At 69.1% G+C, this 26,558-nt stretch carries 25 protein-coding genes; 12 read left to right on the top strand and 13 right to left on the bottom strand.

All coding sequences use genetic code 11. The annotated features are described in order from the left end of the window. Positions 1–84: 84 nt before the first annotated feature. Positions 85–1,716: a hypothetical protein gene (locus JOD54_RS04010; protein ID WP_204449227.1), complete on the bottom strand. Its 1,632-nt coding sequence runs from the start codon at positions 1,714–1,716 to the stop codon at positions 85–87. A 327-nt stretch (positions 1,717–2,043) separates the two neighbouring features. On the opposite strand from JOD54_RS04010, the gene JOD54_RS04005 reads away from it, so the two are divergent. Next, positions 2,044–3,153, top strand: coding sequence for a right-handed parallel beta-helix repeat-containing protein (locus JOD54_RS04005; protein ID WP_204449226.1), 1,110 nt, complete (start codon positions 2,044–2,046; stop codon positions 3,151–3,153). Positions 3,154–3,541: 388 nt separating this feature from the next. On the opposite strand, the gene JOD54_RS04000 is transcribed toward JOD54_RS04005, so the two are convergent. Genes JOD54_RS04000 through JOD54_RS03990 form a run of 3 tightly spaced genes read right to left on the bottom strand, consistent with a single transcriptional unit; the run spans position 3,542 to position 6,012 of the window. Then, entirely contained in the window at positions 3,542–3,775 is a 234-nt protein-coding gene (locus JOD54_RS04000) for a hypothetical protein (protein WP_204449225.1), read from the bottom strand. A 36-nt stretch (positions 3,776–3,811) separates the two neighbouring features. After that, positions 3,812–4,777: a TolB family protein gene (locus JOD54_RS03995; RefSeq protein WP_204449224.1), complete on the bottom strand. Its 966-nt coding sequence runs from the start codon at positions 4,775–4,777 to the stop codon at positions 3,812–3,814. Next, complete coding sequence (locus tag JOD54_RS03990; protein WP_307859828.1) at positions 4,774–6,012, bottom strand: MFS transporter; 1,239 nt, start codon at positions 6,010–6,012, stop codon at positions 4,774–4,776. The genes JOD54_RS03995 and JOD54_RS03990 overlap by 4 nt, the downstream gene beginning before the upstream one ends. 196 nt (positions 6,013–6,208) lie before the next feature. Here JOD54_RS03990 and JOD54_RS03985 point away from each other — a divergent pair, with 196 nt between their 5' ends. After that, entirely contained in the window at positions 6,209–7,600 is a 1,392-nt protein-coding gene (locus JOD54_RS03985; protein WP_204449222.1) for a glycosyltransferase family 4 protein, read from the top strand. 14 nt (positions 7,601–7,614) lie between these two features. Beyond that, complete coding sequence (locus tag JOD54_RS03980; RefSeq protein WP_204449221.1) at positions 7,615–8,937, top strand: UDP-glucose dehydrogenase family protein; 1,323 nt, start codon at positions 7,615–7,617, stop codon at positions 8,935–8,937. Between the two features lie 79 nt (positions 8,938–9,016). On the opposite strand, the gene JOD54_RS03975 is transcribed toward JOD54_RS03980, so the two are convergent. Beyond that, entirely contained in the window at positions 9,017–9,826 is an 810-nt protein-coding gene (locus tag JOD54_RS03975; RefSeq protein ID WP_204449220.1) for a hypothetical protein, read from the bottom strand. Between the two features lie 114 nt (positions 9,827–9,940). On the opposite strand from JOD54_RS03975, the gene JOD54_RS03970 reads away from it, so the two are divergent. Both JOD54_RS03970 and JOD54_RS03965 read left to right on the top strand, forming a co-directional pair. Further along, complete coding sequence (locus tag JOD54_RS03970) at positions 9,941–10,150, top strand: sigma factor-like helix-turn-helix DNA-binding protein (protein ID WP_092781370.1); 210 nt, start codon at positions 9,941–9,943, stop codon at positions 10,148–10,150. Next, entirely contained in the window at positions 10,151–10,696 is a 546-nt protein-coding gene (locus JOD54_RS03965) for a Clp protease N-terminal domain-containing protein (protein ID WP_204449219.1), read from the top strand. It abuts the gene before it with no gap. 115 nt (positions 10,697–10,811) lie between these two features. Here JOD54_RS03965 and JOD54_RS03960 read toward each other — a convergent pair whose 3' ends face one another. Then, on the bottom strand, positions 10,812–11,894 hold the full coding sequence (locus tag JOD54_RS03960; RefSeq protein WP_204449218.1) for a calcium:cation antiporter: 1,083 nt from the start codon (positions 11,892–11,894) through the stop codon (positions 10,812–10,814). Positions 11,895–11,904: 10 nt separating this feature from the next. Continuing rightward, positions 11,905–12,546 carry a membrane protein YczE gene (gene yczE, locus JOD54_RS03955; RefSeq protein WP_204456073.1) on the bottom strand — a complete coding sequence of 214 codons (642 nt, stop codon included), beginning with the start codon at positions 12,544–12,546 and terminating at the stop codon, positions 11,905–11,907. A 59-nt stretch (positions 12,547–12,605) separates the two neighbouring features. Here yczE and yczR point away from each other — a divergent pair, with 59 nt between their 5' ends. Then, the gene (gene yczR / locus JOD54_RS03950) at positions 12,606–14,048 is read left to right on the top strand and encodes a MocR-like transcription factor YczR (RefSeq protein WP_204449217.1); all 1,443 of its coding nucleotides are present in this window, start codon (positions 12,606–12,608) and stop codon (positions 14,046–14,048) included. A gap of 318 nt (positions 14,049–14,366) precedes the next feature. Here yczR and JOD54_RS03945 read toward each other — a convergent pair whose 3' ends face one another. Then, positions 14,367–15,128: a hypothetical protein gene (locus JOD54_RS03945; RefSeq protein WP_204449216.1), complete on the bottom strand. Its 762-nt coding sequence runs from the start codon at positions 15,126–15,128 to the stop codon at positions 14,367–14,369. Between the two features lie 235 nt (positions 15,129–15,363). Between JOD54_RS03945 and JOD54_RS03940 the strand changes: the two genes are divergently transcribed. Continuing rightward, positions 15,364–16,476 carry a S8 family peptidase gene (locus JOD54_RS03940; RefSeq protein ID WP_307859827.1) on the top strand — a complete coding sequence of 371 codons (1,113 nt, stop codon included), beginning with the start codon at positions 15,364–15,366 and terminating at the stop codon, positions 16,474–16,476. Here the strand turns inward: JOD54_RS03940 and JOD54_RS35920 are convergent. The 4 genes from JOD54_RS35920 to JOD54_RS03920 all read right to left on the bottom strand — a co-directional run bounded on the left by JOD54_RS35920 (position 16,402) and on the right by JOD54_RS03920 (position 20,718). After that, positions 16,402–17,538, bottom strand: coding sequence for a CHAT domain-containing protein (locus JOD54_RS35920; protein ID WP_372440386.1), 1,137 nt, complete (start codon positions 17,536–17,538; stop codon positions 16,402–16,404). The two genes, JOD54_RS03940 and JOD54_RS35920, sit on opposite strands and share 75 nt — an antisense overlap. An 833-nt stretch (positions 17,539–18,371) precedes the next feature. Continuing rightward, on the bottom strand, positions 18,372–18,770 hold the full coding sequence (locus JOD54_RS03930) for a hypothetical protein (protein ID WP_204449213.1): 399 nt from the start codon (positions 18,768–18,770) through the stop codon (positions 18,372–18,374). Beyond that, the gene (locus tag JOD54_RS03925) at positions 18,767–19,333 is read right to left on the bottom strand and encodes an RNA polymerase sigma factor (RefSeq protein WP_204449212.1); all 567 of its coding nucleotides are present in this window, start codon (positions 19,331–19,333) and stop codon (positions 18,767–18,769) included. The genes JOD54_RS03930 and JOD54_RS03925 overlap by 4 nt, the downstream gene beginning before the upstream one ends. Positions 19,334–19,551: 218 nt before the next feature. After that, on the bottom strand, positions 19,552–20,718 hold the full coding sequence (locus JOD54_RS03920; protein WP_204449211.1) for a pyridoxal phosphate-dependent aminotransferase: 1,167 nt from the start codon (positions 20,716–20,718) through the stop codon (positions 19,552–19,554). A gap of 86 nt (positions 20,719–20,804) precedes the next feature. Between JOD54_RS03920 and JOD54_RS03915 the strand changes: the two genes are divergently transcribed. Further along, positions 20,805–22,013 (top strand): DUF445 domain-containing protein, encoded by a 1,209-nt coding sequence (locus tag JOD54_RS03915; RefSeq protein WP_204456072.1) that lies wholly within the window; start codon positions 20,805–20,807, stop codon positions 22,011–22,013. Positions 22,014–22,026: 13 nt separating this feature from the next. Here JOD54_RS03915 and JOD54_RS03910 read toward each other — a convergent pair whose 3' ends face one another. Beyond that, entirely contained in the window at positions 22,027–22,494 is a 468-nt protein-coding gene (locus tag JOD54_RS03910; protein ID WP_307859826.1) for a CGNR zinc finger domain-containing protein, read from the bottom strand. An 88-nt stretch (positions 22,495–22,582) separates the two neighbouring features. On the opposite strand from JOD54_RS03910, the gene JOD54_RS03905 reads away from it, so the two are divergent. From JOD54_RS03905 to JOD54_RS03890, 4 genes are all read left to right on the top strand, one after another. Beyond that, a complete protein-coding gene (locus JOD54_RS03905; RefSeq protein ID WP_204449209.1) occupies positions 22,583–22,951 on the top strand; it encodes a VOC family protein in 369 nt (122 codons plus the stop codon). A 67-nt stretch (positions 22,952–23,018) separates the two neighbouring features. Next, complete coding sequence (locus JOD54_RS03900; RefSeq protein WP_204449208.1) at positions 23,019–23,543, top strand: PadR family transcriptional regulator; 525 nt, start codon at positions 23,019–23,021, stop codon at positions 23,541–23,543. Further along, positions 23,540–24,220 carry an ABC transporter ATP-binding protein gene (locus tag JOD54_RS03895; RefSeq protein ID WP_307859825.1) on the top strand — a complete coding sequence of 227 codons (681 nt, stop codon included), beginning with the start codon at positions 23,540–23,542 and terminating at the stop codon, positions 24,218–24,220. Before JOD54_RS03900 ends, JOD54_RS03895 begins: the two co-directional genes overlap by 4 nt. A 35-nt stretch (positions 24,221–24,255) precedes the next feature. Beyond that, the gene (locus JOD54_RS03890; protein WP_204449207.1) at positions 24,256–26,556 is read left to right on the top strand and encodes an FtsX-like permease family protein; all 2,301 of its coding nucleotides are present in this window, start codon (positions 24,256–24,258) and stop codon (positions 26,554–26,556) included. Positions 26,557–26,558 lie beyond the last annotated feature (2 nt).

The following is a 26,558-nucleotide window of genomic DNA, read 5'->3' as shown; positions in this document are numbered from 1 at the left end:
GGTCGCCTACTTGTAGGTTCATCGCGGTGCGATGAAAGTCGTTACTCCATGTGATGCTACGCGCGACCCTCTGCGCTGAACGGTCTAGCGGTTCAAGTTCGCCCGGTATGCCCACACCCGGTAGGACGTACCGTCCGCCACCGGGGTTGTAAGCAGCAGGTCTTTATCGCACACCACGATGAACACCTTCGTGCCACCGCCCTGCTGCGGCTCGGTGAACCGCACGCAGCCGGGGTTGTCCGGGTCCGGGGTGCCGGGGTCGTTGTCCCCGCGCGCGTAGAGGGCGACCCCTCGACTGGCGAGGAACTGGTGCACGGTGCCGTTCTTGAGCGCGTCGAGGTAGTCGGCCGAGTTGACCAACCCTTCCAAGTGGACCACCGGTCGGTGCAGGTGGTAGCCCACGCTGCCCGCCCGGTCGCCCATCGCGATCGGCTCGCCCGCGGGGGCGAGGGCGTCGATCTGCGCGGCGACCGCCGGGCCCGCCTCGATGAACGCGCTGCGCGCCACACCGCCCTTCCCGGAGCGGACCGCGTTGGCGCCCACCGCGGCCACGACCAGCAGCACCAGCCCGAGCGCGGCGATTCGGCGCACCGGCACCCAATTCGCCCATTTGTCCACAAGGGCCGGACCGGCGAGCACGATGGCCAGTGGCGCGGAGGAGAAGTACCAGGGCCACAACTGCCAAGAAGAGGTGAACGCGTAGTAACCGACGGTGAGCGCGCCGCCGGTCAGCACGATGGTGCCGAACCGCGCGGCGAGGCCCAAGCTGCCGGTCGCCCTGGCCGCGAGCGCGCCGATCACCACCACGATGCCGATCGCGCCGAGGTAGGTCGACTGGCCGAACAGGACCGGCGAGGTGAGGAACTGGCCGATGGTGTCGGCGTTGAACCCGCCACCGCCGAGCGCCTTCGCCTGGCCGGACACCGGCAGCGGCGTGTGGAACAGCGCCTGGTTGATCGCCAGGTACGCCGCCAGCGCGATCGCGGGCGGGGCGGCCAGCCACAGGGTCAGCTTCAGCCACGGCCTGCCCAGCCGCACCCAGGTGACCACGGTCACCACGCCGAGGACGGCCATCGGGAAGACGGTGTCGAGCCGGGCGAGCACGGCGACCGCCATCAGCACGCCCGCGTTGCGCGCCGCGGTGGTGCCGAAGGTCGGGGCGGTGAACCCGTCGGTGCGCAGGTAGGTCGCGGCGAGCCAGAGGAGGGCGAAGAGCAGCAGGCCCGTCTCCATGCCCGAGTACCAGAACGAGGGACCCGCGGCGCCGACCACCAGAAGGGGGGCAGCACAGAGCGTGACGACGACCGGACGTCCGGTGAGCACGCCGATCCGGTCAATCTGCCGTCCGGAGGCAATCGCCAGCACCGATGAGACCAGCGTCACAGCAACCAACGCGGCCTTACCGTTCGTGATCGAAAACACCGGAACGAGGATCAATAGCCACAGAGGGTGATAACCGTTGGTCGGGTCGAGTCCGTTGAACGTCGAACCGTCACCCGCGGCGATATGTCCGGCTACGCCGAAGTAGTAGAAAGCGTCGTCGTCGAACAGGCCGACCGCCGTCGAGTACGGCGAGAACGCGACCACCGCGATCCGGATGACGGCGAGTACGCAGGCCACCGCCGTGGCGGTGAGCCACACGGGCGGTCGCGTGCGTGGGCCCTGGTCGGCCTGCGGCCGGTCCGGGGCGGGTGTCGGTCGGGCGCTCGTGCGCATCCCAGCTCCCGGCTGCCTGGTGATGGGTGAGCGAATGTGCTCGGTGCAGGCATCGCGTCGCGGGCGGAATTGTTACGCAGCGTCGTTTCGCTCGGTCGAGTGATGGATCCCACGCTCAGTGACCAGATTGCCGGCCGCTTCGTGACTGCATTGTGATCTGGCGGCCGCTGTGCTTAAAGTGCCTCCGGCTCCGGGACGCCCCGATGTCCCGAGTCGGAAACCCTTGTCCTGTAACGGGGGCGACTTGTTGCCAACCGGAAGGATCTCATGTCCGCTCGACATCACACGTCTGCGGAGTTAGGCAAGCGGCACGGCAGGCTCAGACGGGTGCGCGACATCGCACTCACGGCCGGTCTCGCTCTGGGGGCGCTGGTCCTGGCGTCCGGCTGCAAACCCGTGGCCGGCAAGCCCGCTCCGCCCGTTCCCACCCTCCCGACAAGCTCCACCATCCCGGCGCCGACCTCCGCGCCCACGTCGACCGAGACGACGACGACCAGTGCTCCACCGTCCACGACGGCGTCGAGCGCTTCCCCCACCGCCTCGTCGACCATCAAGCCCACCACCGCCAAGCCCACGGCCACCCAGCCGGGCGGCCCGCCACCGGGCAACGGCACCGCGCCAGCCCCCGGCACCGTCGGCTACCGCGGCGACCGCGCCAAGCTCAAGGTCGTCGACGGCCCCGGCTCCGCCCCGCCCGGCACCACGTGGAACTCCGGCGCCCTGCGCTTCCGCGGCAACGTCACCCTCGACGGCGTCTACGTCAAGGGCGGCATCGAGTACAACGGCGGCGGCACGCTGACCATCAAGAACTCGGTCATCGAGGGCAACCACAACAGCTGGTCCCCGTTGCTGGGCAACAGCGGCCACATCAACGTGAGCGACACCACGATCACGTACAAGGACGACCAGTGGCCCGGCGACAAGTGGGGCAACGGCGCCATCCACGGCGACGCCACCGTCACGGTCGTGCGCTGCGACATCTCCGGCACGCCCGACGGCATCCAGAACGGCCCCGGCAACAGCACCATCGAGCAGAACTACATCCACGACCTGCTCCGCGCCGGGACCTACCCCAACAACACCCACAACGACGGCATCCAGTCGTACGGCGGCCCGAACACGGTCATCCGCTACAACCGCATCGACATCAGCGCCGACGGCAAGTCCTACGACGGCACCCACCAGAACGCCGCGGTGTTCATCATGGAGGGTGACGCCGGCCAAACCACCGGCCTGCAGATCGTCGGCAACTACCTCGCAGGCGGCGGCTACATCATGCGGGTCGGCGCCTCGGCCAGGGGCGCGATCATCACCGACAACAAGTTCGGCACCACAGCAGGCGGCTGGGGTGAAGCCCTGATCGACAAGGGCGCCACCATAGCCGCCTGGTCCAACAACGTGAGCTCGTCGAACAAGCAGATCAACAAGCCCAGCTAGCCCCGGGCACCCCAGAAGGCCGCCGTCACTTTCCCCCGGGTGACGGCGGCCTTCTGCTATGTCGGTGTGGCCTAGCGGTCGACGAGCTCATCCACCTCGACCTTGGACAACAGGTCGGCGATGTCGGCTTCCTTGGCCAGGTCGACGGGCAGCAGCTCGTTGGTAGTGCGCTTGAGGTTGATCACGAGCTCCGACGAGGCGTCGCTGACGATGGCGCTCGCCTGCGTGCTGCAGGGCGACCACCCTGACAGCTGCGATCCCCGGCGCTACGGCGAGGGCCTCGCGAACCGTGAGCAGCACGTGGGACGACACCAGGAGTGTGGAAGCTTCCGCGCTCCGACTTCGTCAGCTTCTTGAGCGTGAGGTTGCCCGCCGCTGTCGTCGAGGGCTACTTCTCCGGCACCGCCCCGGCATCGGGGACAAGCACCACGAGGATGAGCTTGGCGCCCGCCACCCCAACCGGGGCGGCAGCGGCCTCGTTGTCGTCGAAGGCGCTGCCGACCACACCGAGCACGACATCCTCGTCATTGGCGTTGAGCATCGACCACCAGTGGTCGAGTTCAGCCTGCCGCTGGGCACGCTCGTGATCTCGCTGCCGCACGAGCTGCTGGATCTCCGTCACTCCCGACCTGGAGGCGCGCGGCTCGGGGCCCGCAGCTCAGGCGACGGGGCCGGGGGAGGAGGCGGCGGCGACCAGTTCTCGGGGTTGGCCGGAGCCGTCGGCGGCGGATTCGAAGATGGTGGGGGCGCCGCCCTGTTGGACCTTGGCGTAGGCGAGGGTGGTGTTGTTCAGCCAGGCCGCCTGGTCGTCGACGCCGTCGGAGCCGGGCATTTCGGTTTCCTTGCCGGAGGCGAGGTCCAGGACGTAGAGCTGCCAGGTGCCGAGGCGGCCGCCGCGCTTCTTGTAGGCGACGCGGGTCTGGTCGGGGGACAGGGACGGGCACTCGGCGGACTGGCGGACGGTCGCCATCGTGCGGGCCTTCAGGTCGCCCTTGATCAGCCAGGTGGTGTTGCCCGAGCCCAGCGTCGCGTAGAACGCGTTGTCGTCCTCGGCGACCGTCACGCCCCAGTAGTTCTCGTTGACGCGCTTGTCCGGCACGCCCTCGATGGTCATCGCGAAGGACTCCAGCGACTCCACCAGTTCGCCGCTGCGCAGGTCCAGGATCCCGGTGCGAGTGGAGAACCCGCCCGGCGCCAGGTAGGAGTCGCCGGTGACGAACACGGTCCAGGAAACGATCTTCCCGGACGCCGACACGCGGGCCCGGGACGGCGTACCGGGCAGGGGGACCGACCGGACCTCCTTGCCGTCTACGAACACGGCGGCCTCGTAGGCGCCCGGCAGGCTCATGCGCAGGCAGACCGTCGTACCGGCTGCCGTGTACACGCGTAGACACTTCAGCGACCCGGGCGTCCTCTTACCCGAAGCGTCCAATGTCGACACGAGGTTCTGGCCGCCGCCGTTGTCGACGAAGGTCAGCCCGCTGGCCACAGCCGCTCCGGGTTGCGTCGCCGCCGCCTGCTGGTCGCGCACCGTCGCCACCACGTAGACGACCGCCAGCGCGATCACCACGACCATCGCGGTCACCCCGACCACGATCCGGTTCCGTACGAACCAGTCCTTCACCGCGAGACCTCCGGGCGGATGAGCAGGAACACGCCGACCAGGGCGATCGTCATCGCGCTGATCGAGATGAGCACCGAGGTGCCGAAAGCCAGGTTCTGCAGCAGCAGGCCGACCGCCACCGAGGACGCGAACCGCGCCAGGGCCTGGCCGGTCTGCACGATCGACAGGCCGCTGGCGCGCAGGTGCTCCGGCACCAGGGTCGCCCCGTGCGCCATCAGCACGCCGTCGGTCGCGGCGTAGAACAACCCGTGCAGTGCGACGGTAACGATCACCAGGGCGATGCCGGTGAACGGGCCGAGCAGCAGCAGGTACACCCCGAGCAGCGCGACGTGCCCGGCGAAGAAGATCCGCCACCGGCCCGCGCGGTCGGCGAGCTTGCCCAGCGGGGTCGCGGCGAGCAGGAAGGTCAGCGCGGTGCCGACCGGCATCAGCGCCAGCCAGGTCGGCGACACCCCGGAGACCTGCTGGAGCAGGACGAACACGAACGCGTCGGAGATCGTGGCCAGGCCGAGCAGACCGGCGGCGATGGTGGTCCGGCGCATGCCCTTGTTGCGCAGCAGGTCGGCGGTGGCGCGCAGCGTGACCACCTTGCCGGGGACCCGCTCCAGCCTGGGCTGGCGGACGAAGAAGACCAGCACGATCACGCCGAGCGCGGCGAAGCAGAAGCTGATCATGAAGATCGGGCCGGGGCGGGTGGTCAGCCAGGTCAGCAGCGCGAAGGTCGCGAGTGGACCGAGCAGCGCGCCGATGGTGTCCATCGTGCGGTGTACCCCGAAGGATTCGCCCAGCTTGTCCTTCGGCGTCACCAGCGAGATCAGCGCGTCGCGCGGGGCAGTGCGCAACCCCTTGCCCGCTCGGTCGACCGCGAGCACGCCGCCGAGGCCGACCGAGGACGCGCCGACCGCCGGGAAGATCAGCTTGGTGGCCGCCGACAGGCCGTATCCGGCGACCGCGACCGCCTTGTGCCGGTGCACCTTGTCCGAGATGTGCCCGCCGACCAGGCGCAGCACCGCGGTCGCGCCGGTGTAGATGCCGTCGAGCAGACCGAGCTGCAGGTAGCTCATCTGCAGGTTGAAGATCACGTAGATCGGCAGGAACGCGGTGACCATCTCGGAGGAGATGTCTGTGAGCAGGCTCACCGTGCCCAAGAGCACAACGGTGGTCGGCACCCGGCTCGGGCGGATTCCCCCGTCCGTCGGCGAACCCTTGGTTCGCCTGGTCGACGCAACGTACACCCGAACACCTCCGCAGCTAGACCGCATCGCCGCGGCGCCTCGAACCGCGTATCGGAAAACGACCACGGTGTGTAACAAGGTGCCGAACTGGACCGAATCTTTGGTGGGTACTCGCCGGAGAAACTCATACCCCCGGTAACCGATGTGCCCGATCGAGCGAACACCACAGCAGTGCCCACCCCAGGAAGAGGTCCCCGTGAGCCGTCAGAGGGCCCCGCACGTCCTGATCATCGTGCAGAACCTGCCCGTCCCGCTCGACCGGCGGGTGTGGCTGGAGTGCAAGGCGCTCAGGGCGGCGGGATACGAGGTGTCGGTCATCTGCCCGAAGGGCCCAGGTGACCCCGCGTACGCCGTGCTCGACGGCGTCCACCTCTACAAGTACGCACCGCCCAAGCAGGCCGACGGCGTGCTCGGCTACGCGTGGGAGTTCGTCTACTGCTGGCTGCGCACCGCGGCGCTGAGCCTCAAGGTCCGCCGCCGCGCCCGGTTCCACGTGATGCAGGCGTGCAACCCGCCGGACACCTACTGGGCGCTGGCGCTGCCGTGGAAGCTGCTCGACGGCGTGAAGTTCGTCTTCGACCACCACGACCTCAATCCCGAGGTGTTCCGCTCCCGGTTCGGTGAGCCCAAGAAGCTCGCCGGGAAGGTCCAGCTCGCCATCCTCAAGTGGCTGGAGCGCCGCACCTTCCGCACCGCGGACCGGGTCATCTCCACCAACACGTCCTACCAGGACATTGCCGTCCACCGCGGCGGTGTCAAGCGCGAGCACACCACCGTGGTGCGCTCCGGCCCGGACACCTCGGTCATGCGCCCGGCCTACGCCGACCAGGCGCTGCGCCGCGGCGGCAAGCACCTGGTGGCCTACCTGGGCATCATGGGCCCGCAGGACGGTGTGGACGGTGTGCTGCTGGCCGCCGACCGGATCGTCAACCACCACGGCCGCCGCGACTTCCGGTTCGTGCTGCTCGGGTTCGGCGACTGCCTCGAGGAGCTCAAGCAGCAGAGCTCCGACCTCGGCCTCGACGACTACGTCGAGTTCACCGGCCGGGTCGGCCCCGACAAGATCGCCGCGTACCTGTCGGCCGCCTCGATCGGGCTCTCGCCCGACCCGCGCAGCCCGCTCAACGACGTGTCCACGATGAACAAGACCATGGAGTACATGGCGTACGCCCTACCGGTCGTCGCCTACCGCCTCACCGAGACGGTCGTCTCCGGCGGTGACTGCGCGGTCTACGTGGAACCCGGCGACAGCGACGGCCTGGCCGACGCGGTGCTGGAGCTGGCCGACGACCCGATCGAGCGCTCCGAGCGCGGGTACGCCGGTCGCCGCCGCGCCGAGCAGGTGCTGGACTGGCGCCCGCAGGCGCAGGCCTACATCGGGGTGTATGACGAACTTCTCGGCTTCCCGTCGGCGGGCCCGTTCCCCGACGGCTACCCGAGCGTGGACCGCAGGTCCGGCGGGTCCACCGACGAGCTGCGCGACCAGTGGGGCAACCAACTTGTCGATCTTCGTGATGAGACCGCGTTGCGCGCGTTCGCCGCGACTCGCATCATGACGCCGTCCGAGCCGGTCCGCGGCCAGAGCTGAAGCAGGGGTACCTGATGTTCGTACGACGGATCGCCGTGATCGGCACCGGGTATGTGGGGCTGACCACCGGGGCCTGCCTGGCCTCCCTCGGCCACGACGTGATCTGCGCCGACGTGGACGCCGACAAGGTCGCCCGGCTCGGCCGCGGCGAGGTCGACATCCTGGAGCCGGGTCTTGCCGACCTGGTCGCCGAGGGCATCGCCGCCGGTCGGCTCACCTTCGTGCTCGGCGCGGCCTCGGCCGTGCGGCACGAGCCGGAGGTCATGTTCCTCTGCGTCCCGACCCCGATGGGCGTCGGCGGCGTGGCCGACCTGAGCATCGTCGAGTCGGTGGTCGAGGAGGTCCGCGCCCTGCTGCCCCCGGGCTGCGTGGTGGTCAACAAGTCCACCGTGCCGGTCGGCACCGCGGACCGCACCGAGGAGCTGCTCGACCGCGAGGACGTCGCGGTGGTGTCCAACCCGGAGTTCCTCCGCGAGGGCAGCGCCGTGTTCGACTTCCTCAACCCGGACCGCATCGTGGTCGGCGGCCGCCAGCAGGACGCGGCCGAGCGCGTGGCCGCCCTGTACGCCAAGCTCGGCGCCCCGACGGTGCTGACCGACGCCCCCAGCGCCGAGTTGGTGAAGTACGCCGCCAACTGCTTCCTGGCGATGAAGCTGTCCTACGTCAACGCCGTCGCCGAGCTGTGCGACCGCCTCGGCGCGAACATCTCGGACGTCACCGAGGGCATGGGCTACGACAAGCGCATCGGCCAGGCGTTCCTGCAGCCCGGCCCCGGCTGGGGCGGTTCCTGCCTGCCGAAGGACACCTCGGCGATGCTGCAGCTGGCGGACGCGGCCGACTTCGAGTTCCGGCTGATCCGCGCCACCATCGACACCAACACCCGCCAGCGCCAGCGCATGGTGGAGAAGGTCCGCCTCGCCGTCACCGGCAAGCGCAACGGCTCGCTCTCCCGCCGCCGCCTGGCCCTGTTCGGCCTGACCTTCAAGGCCGGGACCGACGACCTCCGCGACTCCCCGGCCCTGGCCGTGGCCGCCCTGCTGCGCCAGGCGGGCGCCGACCTGGTCGGCTACGACCCGGCCCTGCGCCCCGACAGCCAGCACCCCGACCTGTCCCACGTCACCGTCTCCGACGACCCGTACCAGGCCGCCAAGGACGCCGAAGCGGTCATCGTCCTCACCGAGTGGCCCGAGTTCCGCTCCCTCGACTGGCAACGCCTGGCTGAAAGCGTCCGCAGCCCGATCGTCGTGGACACCCGCAACCTCCTCGACCCGGCCGTGGCCCGCCGCGCAGGCTTCGAGTGGATCGGCCTGGGCAAGCCTCTCACCCCAGCCCCCTGATCACCCGGATCCCCCGAACCGCCGAGACCTCCCCCCTCGGCGGTTCGGCTTTTCCCGACCCGGAAGCTGCGGCCAGGCCCTAGAAGGTGATCGCGACCAGGGCTTGGTCGTCGTGGAGTTTGGGGCGGGGCCAGCGGGTCCCCTGGGGGTCTCCCAGTTCCGCGTCCCGCACCGCGTCCAGCACCGACATCGGCCCGGCTTCGTTGATCAGGTCGAGCACCTCCGGCCACCCGAACAGGCCGTAGTCGTCCACCCCGCACGACACCCCGTCGCTGGCCATCACGACGGATCGGACGGCTTCCCGTGGCCACGACCGGCGGATCGCCTGGCGTGCCGCGGCCGGGACGGCTTCCGCCACCCAGTACCCGCCCTCCTGGTTGCGCAGCGCGGAGGTCTTGCGCGCCGATGCCCGCACCGCTGCCACGTGATCCGCTGAATACCCACCTCCTCCCCGTAATCGATCCCGGTAACTGCCCCGCGGCACATGGCGCAACCGCCGGTCTTCCACGACGTCCGGTTCTGGCACGAAGGCCACGATCGGACTGTCGGCCAACACCAACGCCTCGACGACGTCCGCGTCCCACCGCACTATCGCCACAGTGCTACTCGGACTGTCCCCCGGCGTGTACCCGTTGCCCCGCGCCACCGAGCGGATGGCCCCGGCGAGCAGGTCCGCCAGGTCCAGCTCCGGCGCCGCTGTCAGCCGCGCCGCCAACTGGGCGGCCAGCTCACCCGCGTAGTGACCCCCGCTGGGCAGGTCATCCCGCATGGACGTGGCCCCGTCCAGCAGGAGCACGGCCTCGGGCACGACGAGGACAACGTCCTCGCTCGGCCGTTCCTCGCCGCCCAAGCCCACCCCAGCCGCTTCCGCCACCGCGATCTTCGGCATGCCCCGATGCTCCCAGAACCTCGATCATGCCGCCCACTGCGTGCGCACTGGTCTAGGCCACGAGGATCGTCAACTTGGGTTGACAGCCGCCGGTCGTCAACGTAAGTTGACGGCATGGCAGAAGCAACACAGTTGGCCAGCGCGGCGGGTGACCGGGATCCCCGAGTGGGGCTCCGGGCCGTTGCCGCACTGCGGAAGCTGCTGGAGCAGTTGGAAGCGGTGCAGGTGCGCAGCGCGCGGCTCAATGGGTGGTCATGGCAGGAGATCGCGGCCGAACTCGGTGTGAGCAAGCAGGCCGTGCACAAGAAGTACGGGAGGAACTAGATGTTCGAGCGCTTCACGAAGTCGGCCCGTCTCGTCGTCCGGGACGGGGTCCACATCGCTGAACAGGACGAGGTGGCCCTGATCGAACCCGAGCACCTGCTCTTCGGACTCCTCAAGCAGGACGGCACGCGCGGCACCGCCGTCCTCGCCCAGCACGCCGTCACCACCGCCTCGGCCAGGACGGCCGTCGCCGCCATTCGCAGGCGGGGCGGTCTGTCCGAGGCCGACGCGGCCGCACTCGGCGAGTTCGGCATCGACGTCGACGCTGTCGTCGCCGCCGTCGAGCAGACCCACGGTGCGGGTGCGCTCTCCGGTGCGACCCGGCGACCACGCTCGACCGGCCCCCGCTGGCGGGTCCCGTTCTCCCGTGACGCCAAGCGCGTCCTGGAACTCAGCCTCCGCGAAGCCCTGGCCCGCGGCGACAAGTCCATCGGCGACGAACACCTCCTCCTCGCCTTGCTCAAGGTGGGCGGTGTCGCCGCGGAAGCGTTGACCTCGCTGGGGGTCACCCACGACAAGGTCAGCAGCTACCTCGCTACCACCTGACCCGATCGCGCTGGTGCCCCCGCGGCGGGGTGCGCGTCGATGTCCTCATCGGTGGTCATCACCGAGTTTCCACACTTTTCCCGGATTCGGCCACCACTTTCTCCGGATTCCCCCATTACGGTGTTACCGCGAGGAACAGGAAAGCGCTGAACAGGGTCAGGTGCACCGTTCCCTGGAGCAGGGTCGCCCGCCCGGTCACCAGGGTCAACATGCTCACGAACAGTGTGAGCACCAGAAGCACCAACTCCTTGGGGCCCAAGCCAAGCGTCAGCGGGCCGGCCAGCCAGATCGACGCTAGGGCGATCGCCGGGATCGTAAGGCCGATGCTCGCCAAGGCCGACCCCAAAGCCAGGTTGAGGCTTACCTGAAGTCGGTTCCGCAAAGAGGCGCGGACGGCGGCAACAGTTTCCGGTAGCAGTACCAGCAGGGCGATAACAACGCCGACAAATGACACAGGTGCCCCTGCGGACTCAACTGCCTTCTCTAGCGTCGGAGAAACCGTCTTAGCCAAACCGACCACAGCTACAAGGCACGCCAAGAGCAGCACGAGGCTAGAGAGCGCAGTCCGGCTCGTAGGCGCTTCGGCGTGGTCGTCCTCGGAAACGCTCGTCTTAGGGAGGAAGTAGTCCCTGTGCCGAACGGTCTGGACGAACACGAACACCCCGTATAGCACCAGCGATGCGACACCCGCGAACGCCAACTGTGAGCCGGAGTACGTAGGCCCAGCCGTGCTCAACGTGAACGTTGGCAGTACAAGGCTCAGCGTCACCATCGCTGTGAGCACCGCGAGTGCGCCCCCAGAGGCGTGTGCGCGGAACTCCTGCACCCGGTGTCGCAGCGAGCCGACCAGCAGCGCCAGCCCGACGATGCCGTTCGTGGTGATCATGATCGCCGCGAACACGGTGTCCCTGGCCAGGGCCGCTGCCTTCTCCCCGCCGGAGATCATCAGGGTCACGATCAGCGCGACCTCGATCACCGTCACCGCGACGGCCAGGATGAGCGTGCCGAACGGTTCCCCGACGCGGTGCGCCACCACCTCGGCGTGGTGCACGGCGGCGGTGACCGCCGCCGCGAGGCCTATGCACACGAGCACGATAAGAACCGCGCCGAGGTCGCGGCCGTAAGACACGAGGAGGATGAGCAGAGCAGACGGGGGGACGGCCAAGCTCCAGCGGGGCAGCGTCGGGGCAGTGGTCATGCCACCGACCCTAGTGTCCGATTTTGGCCTCGGCCTGCGGACGCCAGGTCACGATAGGGAGGAAGGCTTGCGCCAATGGCCCGATCGCGAGCGCGTAGAGCAGGGTGCCGATCCCTACGGTTCCGCCAAGCAGCCACCCCGATGCAAGAACCACCACCTCGATCCCGGTGCGCACCCAGCGGATCGCGTAGCCGGACCGAGCCGAGACCCCCGTCATAAGACCATCGCGCGGCCCTGGGCCGAGTCGCACGCCGATGTACGCCGCGGTGGCAAGACCGTTGAGCGCTACTGCCAAGACCATGAGCACTACGCGCGTGACCATGTCGTCAGGCGTCGGCATCACCCACAGCGTGAGGTCGATCGAGGTCGACACGAGTAGGACGTTCGCGATGGTGCCAACGCCCGGTCGCTGCTTGATCGGGATCCAGCACAGCAGCACCACGACACTTGTCATCGCGGTGACGGTGCCGAAGCTCAACCCGGTGATCTTGTGCAGTGCCTCGTGCAGCACGTCCCACGGCGCGAGGCCGAGCGCGGCCTCGATCTGCATGCCGGTGCTGATGCCGTAGAGCGCGAGGCCCGCGAACAGTTGGGGCAGCCGCCTTCCCGGGCTGATCCGCAGCGGGACGGGAGACACGTTGGTGGGGGCCATGGGCTCATGGTTGCTCAAGATTGGCTCCATATCGAGGGCCAATCTGCGATAATTGGCCCATGCTTCCCCCTGGAGGACGGGTCTCAGCTGCACGATTGGTTCGCATGCTGGGTGAGTGGCGTGACCAAGGCAACAGATCGGGATCCACCGGATTGGCCGCCGGGATCCGCCTGCTGCTGTTCGACGGCCAGCTCGCACCCGGCACGGCTCTGCCCGCAGAACGCGAGCTGGCCGCCGCCTTGGGCGTCAGCCGGACTCTGGTCGCCTCTGCGTGGGACCAACTCCGCGAGGAGGGGCTCATCGTCAGCAGGCGCGGTTCTGGCTCACGGACAACCCTGCCCGCAGCGACTGCCAACGCGCCCTTCCCTGAACGCCTCCAACCGCTGGATCTCGCCACTGCCGCCCCCGGCGCCCTACCTGGCATCGGGTTGGCAGTAGACGCGGTGCGCGGCGCCTTCGCGGTCGAGCTGTCCCAACACGGCTACCTCGGCTATGGCATCGACACCTTGCGCGAACGTTTGGCCGACCGTTTCACCGCTAGGGGGCTGCCGACCACCCCCGACCAGATCCTGGTCACCAACGGCGCCCATCACGCCCTTGCGTTGGTCCTACGCGCCATGACGAGCCCAGGTGATCGGGTCCTTGTAGAGCAGCCCACCTACAACAACGCGCTAGAGGCCATCCGTTCCGGCTATGCGATGCCAGTCCCCGTACCCATGCCTGAGGCGGGGTGGGACCTAGAGGGCGTTGAGGTCGTCCTACGCCAGGCCGCTCCACGTCTGGCCTACTTGATCGTCGACTTCCAGAACCCCACCGGTCGGCGGTTGGACGCCGAGGGGCGGGAGCAACTGGCCGCGATCTTGCGCCGTGCTCGCACGCCTGCCGTGGTCGACGAAACCCTCGTCGAGTTGGACCTGGACGGGGATCCGCTCGACGGGCCGCCTCCGATGGCCAGTTTCGAGCAGGACCTGGTCATCACCGTCGGTTCGGCGAGCAAGTCGCACTGGGGTGGGTTGCGGCTGGGGTGGATCCGGGCATCCGAAGAGGTGATCGGCAGGCTGGCGTCCTCTAGGCGGGCCTTCGACCTGGGGTCACCGGTCTTCGAGCAGCTGGTCCTGGCTCACCTCTACGCGGATCCGGAGCCCCTATTGCGAGAGCGTCGGGCGGAGATGGCCGCGAACCGGGCTGTGTTGGTCAACGCCCTTGCCGAGCACTGCCCGGACTGGTCGTTCGTCGTGCCGCGCGGCGGCCTGAGCCTCTGGTGTGAGCTGCCCGCCCCTATAGGCACGCGTGTCGCTGTGGCTGCGCAATCGGTGGGGGTCCGGGTCGCCCCGGCCTCGCGGTTCAGCGTCCACGGTGGCTTGGAGCGCAGGCTGCGACTACCGTACACCCTACCGGCTCACTCGCTGGTCGAGGCGGTGCGCAGGCTGGCCGCAGTGGCCGCAGGCGTCACCGGATCGCCTGGAACGCTCGGTTCCGACGGTCTAATCCCGGTCGCCTAGCTGGCCCTGGCGCGGCCGAAGCGGTACAAAACCAGTGCGCTGGATGGCGTAGTTGTTTGGACCTTTCGCCAACCAGTGCGCTTCGACCTCGGCAGGACCCCGGTGGTCGGCACAGCCCCGCGTTGTGCCGACCACCAGGGGTGGCCGAGGGGGGAGCCCCGGCGCCGCGGGGGCATCGCGGCGCCGGGGCCAGGTCCCGATCTGACCGGGCGCGGTCGGCAGATCGGGTAGGGGGATGGCTCGGAGAAGGCTCCGCGCGGGTGGTGCCGCGGGGAGCGACCGGTCGTGGGCAGACCGGTCCTGTTGGATCGGCCCGGGTCAGTCGGGCGAGGAGCTGAGCAGACCGGTGACGTCGCCCGGTGGCTGCATCGCGTTGCTCGACGTTACGCCTGTCGCGTACGGCGGCACTACCCGCGCGCGGTCGCCGAGATCGCCGAGCTGGCCCCGGGCATGACCGCTGTTGTCGCAGGTCGGTGCCGCTGCTGAGCCCGGTGCCGCAGGGCAGACCGGAGCGGGGGGCATGGGGAGCAGTGGTGTCTTGTCAGACTCGGCCTGGGGCCCGTCAGCCGAGGGCTTGGGCTTGGCGGGCGGCGCCGCCTGAGGCGGCGGCACCGCGCTGGGTCTGTGGCTCGTAGTAGCGACCCGATGAGCCTTAGAGGTGTGCTTGTGCGCCTTGACGCTCTTGCGCGCGGGCACGGCCTGCGGCTCGGCAGGGGCTGCTGCGGCTACGGGGGTGGGGGCACTGACTGGAGCGGCGGGCACCGTGACCACGATGGGTGGCGGTGGGGGGACCTTGTTCACCACGGTCCCGCCGGTCGTCTCTGACGGAGCGTTCGTGACGGCACCGGAGACGGCGGTCTGTGCGGTCTGCGCGCTAGGGCGACCCGTGGCGTGGTTGGTGCTGGCGACGGTCCCCGAGTAGGCGGACTCGCCGTTGTTCGGCGGCGCGTGCAAGCCCATCCCGGTGTCCGCGGACGCGGTGCTCGCGAAGAGCAGCGCCATCACCCACGCGACCACCACCAACCCACCGGTGACCGCGAGCCGGAACAGCAGTCGCGACCCGACGACTGACCGTGCCACGCGCATCACCGCCATCCCGGTTCCCTCTTCGATCCGCCACAGACCGGTGTGACCAGGTCACTATCCAGCACCGGGCCATCCTTCTGCACCCTAACCGCGTGTGTTCCACCCGGAAAGACGGTGCGGGGCGCCGGGTGCGCGGAACCCACCATCGCCTTGATCACCCACCGTGGAATCCACCGGACCGGGTGAATGTGCCGCCTCTTCCGAGCGAGTGCGTGGTTGCGACGTCACGGTGTCCGTTGTGCACACCGACCGCAGCGCGGCCTCCGCGACGGCACTGTCCCGACTGGCCGAACACGAACGTGATTTGGTCTTGCACGATCCCGATGGGCCGGGCGAGTGCCTGCTGCGCCCGGGACAACTGGTCGTGCCGCGCGCCGCGCTGCCGAAGACCGTGCGCGCTCTGGACCGCTGGATCGAATCGGTCGACCCCGCCGAGCACGCGGTGGTGCGCCTACGCGCGGGTGTTGACTGCGTCCAGGTCGCCGCTGACATGGCGGATCGCGTACCGATCTCGGTCAACCATGTCCACACGGTCCTGACGGGCGCGCCCGTGCTGCATGGCACCGGGGCAGAGCCCGTCGCGGCCGACCTACCGCCGGAACCCCCACGGGAGACGTGGGCGAAACAGGCGACAGTGCTCGTCCTCGACACCGGCATCGATCCACACCCGTGGTTCGTCGACCGGCCTTGGTTCGGTGACTGGGGCCTAGAGGTCTTGGACGGTGACGGTGATGGCGCCGCTGACCCGCAGGCGGGCCACGGAACCTTCGTCGCGGGCGTCCTCCTGCGACATGCACCGGGTGTGACGATCCGCCAGTACCCGGTTCTGTCGGCGCAAGGGCTGGCAGATGACCGGGCTGTTGCGTCAACGCTACGTAGAGCGCGATACCTGGCTGCCGCTCGTGGTGAGCGCATCGACGTCCTCCTGATCAGCGCGGGGTGCCATACGACCGACAACCGCTGCCCGCCGGTTCTCGCCGACGAGTTGGCCTTCTGGCCGACGGTGGTCGCGGCCGCGGGCAACACCGGCACTACGCGGCCGTTCTGGCCCGCTGCCTTGCCTGCTGTGACCGCGGTGGCCGCATCAGGACCAGATGGCACCTTGGCGCCGTTCTCCAACCGCGGTGAGTGGGTAGACCACACCGCCCCCGGTGTCGACGTCGTGAGTGCACATGTGCGGCTGGTCGGTGGCCAACGCGTCTACGGGGCCGCACGGTGGAGCGGGACCTCGTTCGCCGCCCCACAGGTGGCCGCCGTGCTGGCCCGCTCAGCGGCCGACCACGACAAACCCGAGGGTGGCCTGCCCAGCCAGCGCGACCCCGGCATCAGCGCCTTCGGCTAGACGTCGGTGCAAGCGGCCCACTAGTTCGGATGCACTGGCGTCCACCACGGGCAGCGTGCTGGCTATGACCGAGCGACTGCCGTGGTCGAGGAACACCCTCGGCAGGTCAAGGGCGGATTCACACGCGGACAGCACTACCCGCGCGGGTAGTCGCGGGACCCGCGCCACGTGGTGGCCGTATAGGTGTCCGTCTGCCAGTTCTAGCGACGAGAAGAGAGGCGCGCCCGGGCGGTGCGCACAATGCGCGGCGATGTGCGCAGTGCCTACGTCGCCCATAGCGGCGAGCACAGCGTCTACGGTCGCATCAGTACCTACGAGCAACGTGCCCCCGTGCTCCTCGTGTAACTGCCTAGCTTCGGATTCGGCGTGCTTTAGCCGTGGCCCTGCAACCCAGAGGTGGCCAGGTGGGATAGGCCCTGCGGCTCGTAGCCAGTGATGAGCTGATGGGGCGGTCACGACTGGCAACCCGCGCAGCGTCGGGAGCGCGCCCCACGGGATCTGGTGCAGTTCCCTCGTCAGGATCACCAGCGGTCGCCTAGGTATGTCGACTGTCGAGAAGATCTGTTCGTCCAACTCGCTAAGAGCGCGATTGGCGGCATCTTCGCCTTGACCGGTAGTGGCGAGGAGAGTCAGCGCAGCTCGGACAGCCGAGGGGTCTACCCGGCCGAGGGTGTGTGTCCGGAACCGGCCATCGACAACGGAAACTGCAGACGTTGATCCGTTGTGGTTGTAGAAGTTCAGCAGGGTCTTGTCGCTAAGAGCGTTGACGATCTCAGCTGGGGTAAGAACCTTCTCAAGTCCGTCGAGAGCTGCGCGTTCTCGCTCTACCCAGGTGAAGACTGCCTGCGGGCGAGTAGCAGCTGCCAGCCCTGCAGCCGCGAGTTCGATCGAGCGTGGGTCGGCGCGTAGGCCGTTTCGGCAGGCAGTGAGCGCAGCAGCGCCCGTAGTGGCCAACTGTGCTCGCGCCAGCCAGCCAAGGGCTCGGAGAGCAGGGACTGGAGAGGAACACCCACCGGCGACCAGTGCGGGTTGATTGGCTGCCAACCGCAACCGGGCCGCCATGATCGGATCGCAATCGGCGACGATTCGGCTGATGTCGACTTGCTCGCCTGCCGCCATGCGCGCGTAGGCGGCTAGAGCCCGCCCCTCGCGTGTATCGACCGACTCGGCAGCGGTTCGAGCAGCGGCTGGCCTACCCGCGCGTAGGCAACACCAGCTGTAGGTGAGCATGGCGTCGTTGTAGGCAGGTCCGCGTCCCGCTGCTCCCAGCAGCCTGCCTGCTCGCGACAGGGCTACCTCGGCTTCCTGCAGTAGGCCGCTACCCATCAGGGCCCTTGCACGGTCGACAAGCACTTCTGGCCGCTTGGCGGGGTCTATGTCTGCTGATTCGTACAGCGCCAACGCCTTCGGAAGGTCTCCGGCTTCTGCCGCGACGAAGCCCTGGTTGTGCCTGCAGGTCGCAGCGCGTTCAAGCTCGCCTAGTCCGATGTAGAGCGCGTAGGCATCTTCGAGCGCCTGGTTCGCCTGGGTGAACCTTTGCAGGTAGGCCGCAGAGACACCAAGGCCAACAAGTGCGTTGGCTCTCCATCGTGGCTCTAGGGACGAGTTGATCGAGGACGCTTCAAGAGCAGGTAGTGCCGCAGCGTGGCGACCGTCTTGGCACAAGAGGAGTCCTCTTAGGCAGTCTGCGCGTGGATCGCGAACTTGCTCGATGACTCGCGCGCTCGACTCGCTGCTCCCTAGCTGGTGGTAGATCCAGGCTAGGGCCAGCTGCGACTCTGTGCGCTCATCTTCGGAGGAGGTCGCCGCTAGGGCGGCTTCGGCTACAGCCCTTGCCTGGCGGGTCTTACCTGTTTCGTGCAGCGCTACGGCAGATGCCTGTAGGGCTTTCCACGTCAACGCAGCCATGGCGATACGAGCGGTACGGCGTTGCTGCGGTGCAACACAAGCCGGACTCGGCCGTCGGGCAGGTCCGCGGAGAACGTCCCGAACGCGTCTAGGCGCAAGATCGCCGCGCCATCCCTGGAGTGCAGTTCGACGTGGGTGATGCCCATGTCGCGGGTCACGAGCCCGGTGATCCGGTTGCTTAGCTCGACCACTAGGCCATCGCCCCGCCACGCCTCGCGCACGCCGCGGACGGGGACGCACGGTGCCGCGATGAGGTCCAGCTCCGCCCAGTTGATGCCTAGGAGCGCGCCAGCGGCTATAGCCGCGTCCCGAACTCGGCCAGGCATCGGGTCTAGGCGGTCCAGCACCGCGCGCAGCTCAGTGAGCAGTTCGTCGTCGGGGGTCATCCCGTCGCCCCCTCCGGTAGGCCCAAGATGGCCAGCTTGCGACGCATGACATCTAGGCACCGGGATCGAGTAGTGCTCACGCTGGCGTTGGCCACACCAGCCGCCCTAGCCAATTGTGCGTAACTAAGCTCCGGCGCGAACGCCATTAGGCCCAGCAGTTGACGGCAGCGCTGGGTGAGTTGTTCGAAGGCGCGCCACAAGAGGTCATCTCGATCGGATCGCAGAACGGATGCCTCTGGGCCGTGGTCTTCGCGTGTAACTATCCAGTCGATTCGGTCTGTCGAGATTTCACGCGGGCGTGCGCTGATCACTCTTAGGCATTCGCGCCGTGCGGTAGTGGTCAGCCAGGCGGCCAAGCGCTCCGGGGCGCGGATGGACCCAGCCTTCTCGGCGAGGGTGATCCAGGTGTGCTGGCTGACGTCCGCCGCGTCGGCGAGGGTGAGTCGATGTGCCCGCGCCACTTGCCATACGAGCGGGGCGTAGCGGGTAACCAGAGCCCGCCACGCGGTCTGGTCCCCGTCGAGCGCGGCGTGCAGCAGGTCTGGAGTGGACGGTGCGTTCACGCTGCTCTCCCTTCTGAAGTGGACTCGATGCCGCTTCAGACGGGACCCCTCGGGTCGCCGCTCCCGCTGCCCCTCGAAGGTGTGAAATGCTCCTGGTTCTCAGCCTGTGGATTAATTTGGCCGTTGTGGATAACCGGCAATCACCATTTCGAGTGATGACAGCCCGGTTGCCGCTGTGGCTTCCTGGACACAGCGGCAGAAAGGAAGGTGATGCGCATTCAGCGAAGGCGGTGCAATCGGGAGATGGCCTCGTCGAGTACCTCGTCGCGCTTGCAGAAGGCGAACCGGACGATGTGGCGCCAGCGGTCCGGGTTGTCGGTGAAGACCTGAACGGGGACGGCGGCGACGCCGATCTTGTCCGGCAGCGCTCGGCAGAACTCCAGGCCGTCGGTGAAGCCCAGCGGGCGGACATCGGCGCACACGAAGTAGGTGCCCTCGGCGGTGCGGACGCCGAACCCGGCCTCGGCCAGCCCGGCCGACAGTCGGGTCCGCTTGTCCGCCAGCCCGGCCCGCAGGTCGGCCACCCAGGCCGATTCGGACCGCAGGGCGTGCGCCACGGCGGGCTGGAACGGCGCGCCACCGACGAACGTGAGGAACTGCTTGGCCGCGCGCACCGCCGCCACCACCTCGGCGGGGCCGCACACCCACCCGATCTTCCAGCCGGTGCAGTTGAAGCTCTTGCCCGCGCTGGAGATCGTCAGGGTCCGCTCGGCCATCCCGGGCAGCGACCCGAGTGGGACGTGCTCGCGGCCGTCGAAGATCAGGTCCTCGTAGACCTCGTCGGTGATCGCCAGCAGGTCGTGCTCCTGGCAGACCTCGGCGATCGCGGTCAGCTCGGCCCGGGTGAGCACGGTGCCGGTCGGGTTGTGCGGGGTGTTGACCAGGATCACCTTGGTCCGCGGGGTGACGGCGGCGCGCAGGGCGTCCACGTCGAGGCCGAACCGGCCGGACGGTTCCTCGACCAGTGAGACGACCCGGCGCTGTCCGCCCGCGAGGGCGACCGAGGCGGCGTACGAGTCGTAGTAGGGCTCGAACAGCACCACCTCGTCGCCCGCGTCGACCAGGGCGAGCAAGGCGGCGGCGATGGCCTCGGTGGCGCCGACGGTGACCAGGATCTCGGTCTCCGGGTCGAACTGGGTGCCGTAGCGGGCCCGCTGCTCGGCGATGGCCGCGCGCAGCTCCGGGCGACCGGGGCCGGGCGGGTACTGGTTGACACCGGAGGCGATGGCGTCCTGGGCCGCTGTGAGCATGCCCGCGGGGCCGTCCGTGTCGGGGAAGCCCTGGCCGAGGTTGACCGCGCCCGCGCGCACGGCCAACGCGGTCATCTCCGCGAAGATCGTCGAGGTGAACGGCTGCAGGCGGGGCACGAGGCTGGTTCGGGGCACGGTAGCCAATCCTCACGGAGAATGGGGGCGTGGAGCAACTGGCACCGGTCCCCGGCGAGGTCGAGAAGCGGCTCGCGCTGCGTCGGATGAAACTCGTGGCCCTGGCCTTCCTCGGCGCGGCGACGGTCATCTTCCTGGTCGCGACGCTCTGGCAGGCGGCTGGCGCACCTGGCTGGGTGGGGTACCTGAAGGCGGCCGCCGAGGCGGGGATGGTCGGTGCGCTGGCCGACTGGTTCGCCGTCACGGCGCTGTTCCGCAGGCCGCTCGGGTTGCCGATCCCGCACACGGCGATCATCCCGACCCGCAAGGACGCGCTCGGCGACAGCCTCGGTGAGTTCGTCGGCACGAACTTCCTGTCCGAGCAGGTCGTGCGGGAGCGGTTGCGCCGGGTCGGGGTCGCCGCCCGGTTCGGGCAGTGGCTGGCCAAGCCCGCCAACGCCGAGCGGGTGACCTCGGAGCTGGCCACGGTGATGCGCGGGGCGGTCACGGTGCTGCGCGACGACGACGTGCAGGCCGTGGTCGAGCAGGCCGTCGTGTCCCGCATCGTGGGGGTGCCGTGGGGGCCGCCGCTGGGCACGCTGCTCGAGCGGGTGTTCGCCGACGGATCGCACCACAAGCTGGTCGACCTGATGTGCGACCGCGCCTACGAGTGGGTCAAGGGCAACCACGACCAGGTCATGACCGTGGTGTCGGACCGGGCGCCGTCCTGGTCGCCGAAGTTCTTCGACTCGCTGGTGGCCGACAAGGTCTACGGCGAGGTGCTGAACTTCGCCTGGGCGGTGAAGACCGACGTCAACCACCCGATGCGGGTCGCCCTGGACACCTTCCTCGGCGAGTTCGCCGCCGACCTGCAGCACGACCCCAAGGCGATGGCCAGGGCGGAAACCGTCAAGCAGCAGGTGCTCGAGCACCCCCAGGTGCAGAACCTCATCGGCTCCACCTGGTCCACCGCCAAGAAGATGCTGCTCGACGCCGCCGAGGACCCGTCGAGCGAACTGCGCACCCGGGTCCGCGCGGGCCTGATCACGCTCGGGACCAGGCTGGCCGACGACGACGGCCTGCGCACCAAGGCCGACGGCTGGCTGGAGGGCGCGGCCGCGTACATCGTGCTCAACTACCGCGACGAGATCACCACCCTGATCACCGACACCGTGCAGCGCTGGGACGCCGACGAGACGGCGCGCAAGGTCGAACTGCAGGTCGGTCGCGACCTGCAGTTCATCCGGATCAACGGCACCGTCGTCGGTGCGCTGGCCGGTCTGCTGATCTACGCGGTCGCCCAGCTGATCGGCTAGCCGGTCGCCGGGGTCAGCCGAGCTTGGCCCGCTCGCGCCAAGCCCTGGCCTTCTCCCGGTTGCCGCACACCCGCATCGAGCACCAGGTGCGGGACCGGTTGCGGGAGCGGTCGAAGAACGCCCACCGGCAGTCGTCGGCCGGGCAGATCTTGATCCGGTGCCACTCGCCGAGCACGGCGAGCCGGGTGGCCGCGGCCAGCACGGCGCCGGTGACGGTGGTCGCGACCAGGGTCGGTGTCCGGTCGACCAGTTCGACCCGGACCGCGACCGGCGGTGGGGGTGCGGCCGGGTGGCCGCCGATCGCCGCGCGCAGACCGTCCCTGCTCACCAGGGCCGCCGCGTCATCGGCCAGGGCGTGGTCGACCAGCCAGGCCCGCCAGGCCGCGGGATCGGCGAGCACGTCGGTGTGCCGCTCGAAGTCGACGGTGTTCAGGAAGTCGAGGACCAGTCCCACATCGCCGCTGTCCTCAGCGCTACTCACGACACCACTGTAGGCCGAATACTGGTTGCTCCCGCGGACGCTAACTCTCATACTCGCTTAGCTGGTTACGTCCACCCCGGGAGGATCCATGACTACCGCTGTTCCGCGCCTGTCCACCGTCGTGCTCGACTGCCCCGACCCGCTCGCGCTCTCCGGCTTCTACGCCGAACTGCTGGACTGGCCGAAGGACGCCAAGCCCGACCCGGACAACGCCTGGTCCACCATCCGGGGCGAGGACGGCCGGATCGACTTCCAGCGCATCGACGGCTACGAGCCGCCGACCTGGCCGAACCCCGAGCGGCAGCAGATGCTGCACCTGGACCTGGAGGTGAGCGACCTCGCCGCCGGGCACGAGCGGGCCGTCGCGCTCGGTGCCCGGCTGCTGGACTCCTCGAGCACCTCGTTCTGGGTCTACGCCGACCCCGCCGGGCACCCGTTCTGCCTCTGCGCCTGCTGATCCGCCGCGTTCTCGCTGATCATCGCGCTATTCCCCGCGTGTATACATGTGGGGTACAGTGTCCGCCATGTCAATCGGACACGCGCTGCTCGGCCTGCTGGAGACCGGACCTCGGCACGGGTACGACCTCAAGCGGGTCTACGACGAGCGGTTCGGGCACGACCGGCCGCTCGCCTACGGCCAGGTCTACTCGACGCTGTCCCGGTTGCTCCGCAACGGACTCGTGGAGGAGCGCGGTGTTGAAGCAGGTGGGGGACCCGAGCGCAAGCGCTACGCGATCACCGACGCCGGGGTCACCGATGTCTCGGAGTGGCTCGTGACCCCGGAGAACCCGCAGATCTACCTGCAGAGCGCGCTCTACACCAAGGTCGTCTTAGCGCTGATGTCCAACCGCGACGCCGAGGAGGTGCTCGACGCGCAGCGGTCGGCGCACCTGACCTCGATGCGCGAGCTGACCGCCCGCAAGCGCGCCGGTGACCTCACCGACCAGCTGATCTGCGATCACGCGCTGTTCCACCTGGAGGCCGACCTGCGCTGGCTCGAACTGACCGCGGCGCGCCTGGCCGACCTGGCCAAGCAGGTGGCCGGGTGAGCGAGGTCCTGCTCAGCGGTACGAACCTGGTCAAGGCCTTCGGCCCCACCGCCGCCCTCGACGGCGCGTCGATGCTGGTGCACGACAACGAGATCGTCGCCATCCTCGGCCCGTCCGGGTCGGGCAAGTCGACCCTGCTGCACTGCCTGGCCGGGATCGTGGTGCCGGACTCGGGCGTGGTCGCCTTCCGCGGTCGGGAACTCGGGCAGCTGACCGACAAGGAGCGCAGTGCCCTGCGGCGCACCGAGTTCGGCTTCGTCTTCCAGTTCGGCCAGCTCGTCCCCGAGCTGTCCTGCCTGGAGAATGTGGCGCTGCCGTTGCGGCTCGGGGGCATGCGCCGCAAGGAGGCCGAGGCGAAGGCCAGCGAGTGGATGGACCGGATCGAGGTCGGGAACCTGCGCGACAAGCGCCCCGGTGAGGTGTCCGGCGGGCAGAGCCAGCGGGTCGCGGTCGCCAGGGCACTGGTCACCGGCCCGAAGGTGATCTTCGCGGACGAGCCGACCGGCGCGCTGGACTCGTTCAACGGCGAGCAGGTGATGCGGCTGCTGGTGGACACCGCCCGCGACACCGGGGCGTCGATCGTGCTGGTCACCCACGAACCCAGGGTCGCGGCCTACTCCGACCGCGAGGTGGTCGTCCGCGACGGCAAGACCCGACAGGTCGCGTTAGCCCACTAGGTCCGCGCAGGTGTTGAGGGGAGAGGCGGTCTGCGGTGAGGGCCTGGTTGAACGACTTCGGGGTCGGCGTGCGGTTGGCCGTCTCGGGTGGGCGGACGTCGCTGGCGCGGTTCGTGCTCAGCACGATCGGGGTCGGTCTCGCGGTGGCGGTGCTGCTGCTGGCCGCCTCCGTCGGGCCGATCCTGGACGCGCGGGCGGCGCGCGAGCTGGCGACCGCGCCGGACATGGCCCCGATCGCCGGTGTCGCGCCGACGTTGCAGGTGAGCCTGTCGTCGGTGTCCGAAGGGCGCCGGATCGAGCTGGTCTACCTGCGGGGTACGGGCCCCAACTCGCCCGTGCCCGCGGGGATCCCCCGGTTGCCCGGGCCGGGCGAGATGTTCGTGTCCGGGGCTTTGGCGGAGGTGATGGCCGGGTCCGCGCTCGGCGAGCGCTTCCCCCAGCGGACCGTCGGCACGATCTCCCCCGACACCGTGCGCGATCCGCAGCAACTCACCGCCTACCTGGGCAGCGCCGACCTGCGGGACTCGCAGGCGCTGCGGGTGTACTCGGTCTACAAGTTCGGCTTCCCGCCGCGGGACGGCAGGCCGCTGGAGCCAGACGCGCTGCTGTTGCTGCTGCTGGGCACCATCGCGGTGCTGATCCCGGTCTTCATCTTCCTCGTGTCCAGCACCCGCATCGCCGGTGTCGAGCGCGACCGCAGGCTCTCGGCGCTGCGGCTGGTCGGCAGCGACAACCGGCAGATCCGCCGGATCGCGGCAGCCGAGGCGCTGGTCAGCTCGGTGTCCGGGCTGGTGCTCGGCGCGGGCCTGTTCTTGGTCGGGCGGCAGTTGGCGGCGCAGGTCACCCTGTTCGGCGCGAGCGTGTACCCCGAGGACATCGTCCCGGTGTGGTGGATGGCCGCGCTCGTGGTGCTCGCCGCGCCCGTGCTCGCGGTGTTCGCCGCGCAGTTCGCGCTGCGCCGGACGATCATCGAGCCGCTGGGGGTGGTCCGGCACAGCAAGCCGACCAGCAGGCGCGTGCTGTGGCGCCTGGCCGTGGTCGTGTCGGGGGTGTTGGTCCTCGGCTGGCGGGTCAACCAGGACGCGACGACCGGTCCGCCCGACACCAGCTTCTGGGCGATCAGCATCGCGGTCGGGGTGGCGCTGGTGCTGCTCGGTGTGCCCGCCCTGCTGCCGTGGCTGGTCGAGCGGTCGGTCAGCCGGTTGCGCGGCGGTCCGACGTCGTGGCAGATGGCGGTCCGCAGGCTGCAGCTCGACAGCGGCACGTCGTCGCGCGTGGTCAGCGGCGTCGCGGTGGTGCTCGCCGGTGCCATCGCCATGCAGGCGACCTTCGCCTCCCAGGCCGACGACCTCGAACTGACCTACCTGGACGCGACCAGCACCGCGCGGGCCAACGTCTACGCCCTGCAACCCGCGATGGCCGAGACCGAGCGCGTGCTGGACTCCCTGCCCGCTGTGGCGGCGTGGAGTCTCACCCGCAGCGTGGAGATGCGCATCGGTGAGCGCACGATGATCGCCGAGGTGATGAGCTGCGAGCTCGCCACCACGATGCGCAAGGTTCCCGACTGCGTCGACGGCAAGGTCTACCGCGAGGACAACATCGACCTGTCTGGGTTCCCCACCGGGGCCAAGACCACCCTCTACGTCCCCTCATTCGACTCGTCCAGCGGGATGGTGGCCTCGGGTGAGTGGGTGGTGCCGGGCGGCATCGTCGCCATGCCCTACCGAGATGGGCCGGACGCGTACGTCTCGGCCATGCTCTTGGTGACGCCTGGCGCCATTCCGCAGCTTCCCCCCGTCAAGGCCGCCGCGAGCTACACCGTCCAGCTCGACGGATCCGTGCCAGATGCGAGTGACCGGCTTCGGGACGCTATAGGCCTGTTGTCGTGGCAGGTGAGCGTTTCGACATCCGAGAACAGGACCTACAACAGCCAGCAAGAGACCTTCCTGACGATCCGCCGCGGCCTGCTGATCGGTGCGATCTTCACGCTGCTGCTGGCGGGGCTCAGCTTGCTCGTGCTGGCGGTAGAGCACATCCGGGAGCGCAAGCGGCCCTTGGCCGTCCTAGCGGCGGGTGGCGTGCCGACCGCTGTCCTTGCCCGGTCGCTGCTGTGGCAGATCGCGATACCGATCGCCATTGGCGTTGTGGTCGCGGTGTCGCTCGGCTCGCTTCTGGCGGCGCAGATGATGCTGGTCATGCACAACCCCCTGTTCATGGACTGGGCAGGCGTGACGACCATGGCGGGTGCGGCGGCGGCTCTGGTCCTCATCGTCTCGCTGCTCACCCTCCCGTTCCTGCGTTCCGCGACCCGTTTGGACTCGCTGCGCACGGAGTGAGT

Source organism: Actinokineospora baliensis (genome assembly GCF_016907695.1).
Classification (GTDB): Bacteria; Actinomycetota; Actinomycetes; order Mycobacteriales; family Pseudonocardiaceae; genus Actinokineospora; species Actinokineospora baliensis.
Note: the sequence above shows the minus strand (reverse complement) of the source record. Positions and strands in the feature narration are given on the sequence as shown.

Coding starts and splice junctions, on each gene's coding strand:
- JOD54_RS04010 (WP_204449227.1), bottom strand. CDS start 1,716: ATGCGCACGAGCGCCCGACCGACACCCGCCCCGGACCGGCCGCAGGCC.
- JOD54_RS03980 (WP_204449221.1), top strand. CDS start 7,615: ATGTTCGTACGACGGATCGCCGTGATCGGCACCGGGTATGTGGGGCTG.
- JOD54_RS03975 (WP_204449220.1), bottom strand. CDS start 9,826: ATGCCGAAGATCGCGGTGGCGGAAGCGGCTGGGGTGGGCTTGGGCGGC.
- JOD54_RS03970 (WP_092781370.1), top strand. CDS start 9,941: ATGGCAGAAGCAACACAGTTGGCCAGCGCGGCGGGTGACCGGGATCCC.
- JOD54_RS03965 (WP_204449219.1), top strand. CDS start 10,151: ATGTTCGAGCGCTTCACGAAGTCGGCCCGTCTCGTCGTCCGGGACGGG.
- JOD54_RS03960 (WP_204449218.1), bottom strand. CDS start 11,894: ATGACCACTGCCCCGACGCTGCCCCGCTGGAGCTTGGCCGTCCCCCCG.
- yczE (WP_204456073.1), bottom strand. CDS start 12,546: ATGGCCCCCACCAACGTGTCTCCCGTCCCGCTGCGGATCAGCCCGGGA.
- yczR (WP_204449217.1), top strand. CDS start 12,606: ATGCTTCCCCCTGGAGGACGGGTCTCAGCTGCACGATTGGTTCGCATG.
- JOD54_RS35920 (WP_372440386.1), bottom strand. CDS start 17,538: ATGGCGGCCCGGTTGCGGTTGGCAGCCAATCAACCCGCACTGGTCGCC.
- JOD54_RS03930 (WP_204449213.1), bottom strand. CDS start 18,770: ATGACCCCCGACGACGAACTGCTCACTGAGCTGCGCGCGGTGCTGGAC.
- JOD54_RS03915 (WP_204456072.1), top strand. CDS start 20,805: ATGAAACTCGTGGCCCTGGCCTTCCTCGGCGCGGCGACGGTCATCTTC.
- JOD54_RS03905 (WP_204449209.1), top strand. CDS start 22,583: ATGACTACCGCTGTTCCGCGCCTGTCCACCGTCGTGCTCGACTGCCCC.
- JOD54_RS03900 (WP_204449208.1), top strand. CDS start 23,019: ATGTCAATCGGACACGCGCTGCTCGGCCTGCTGGAGACCGGACCTCGG.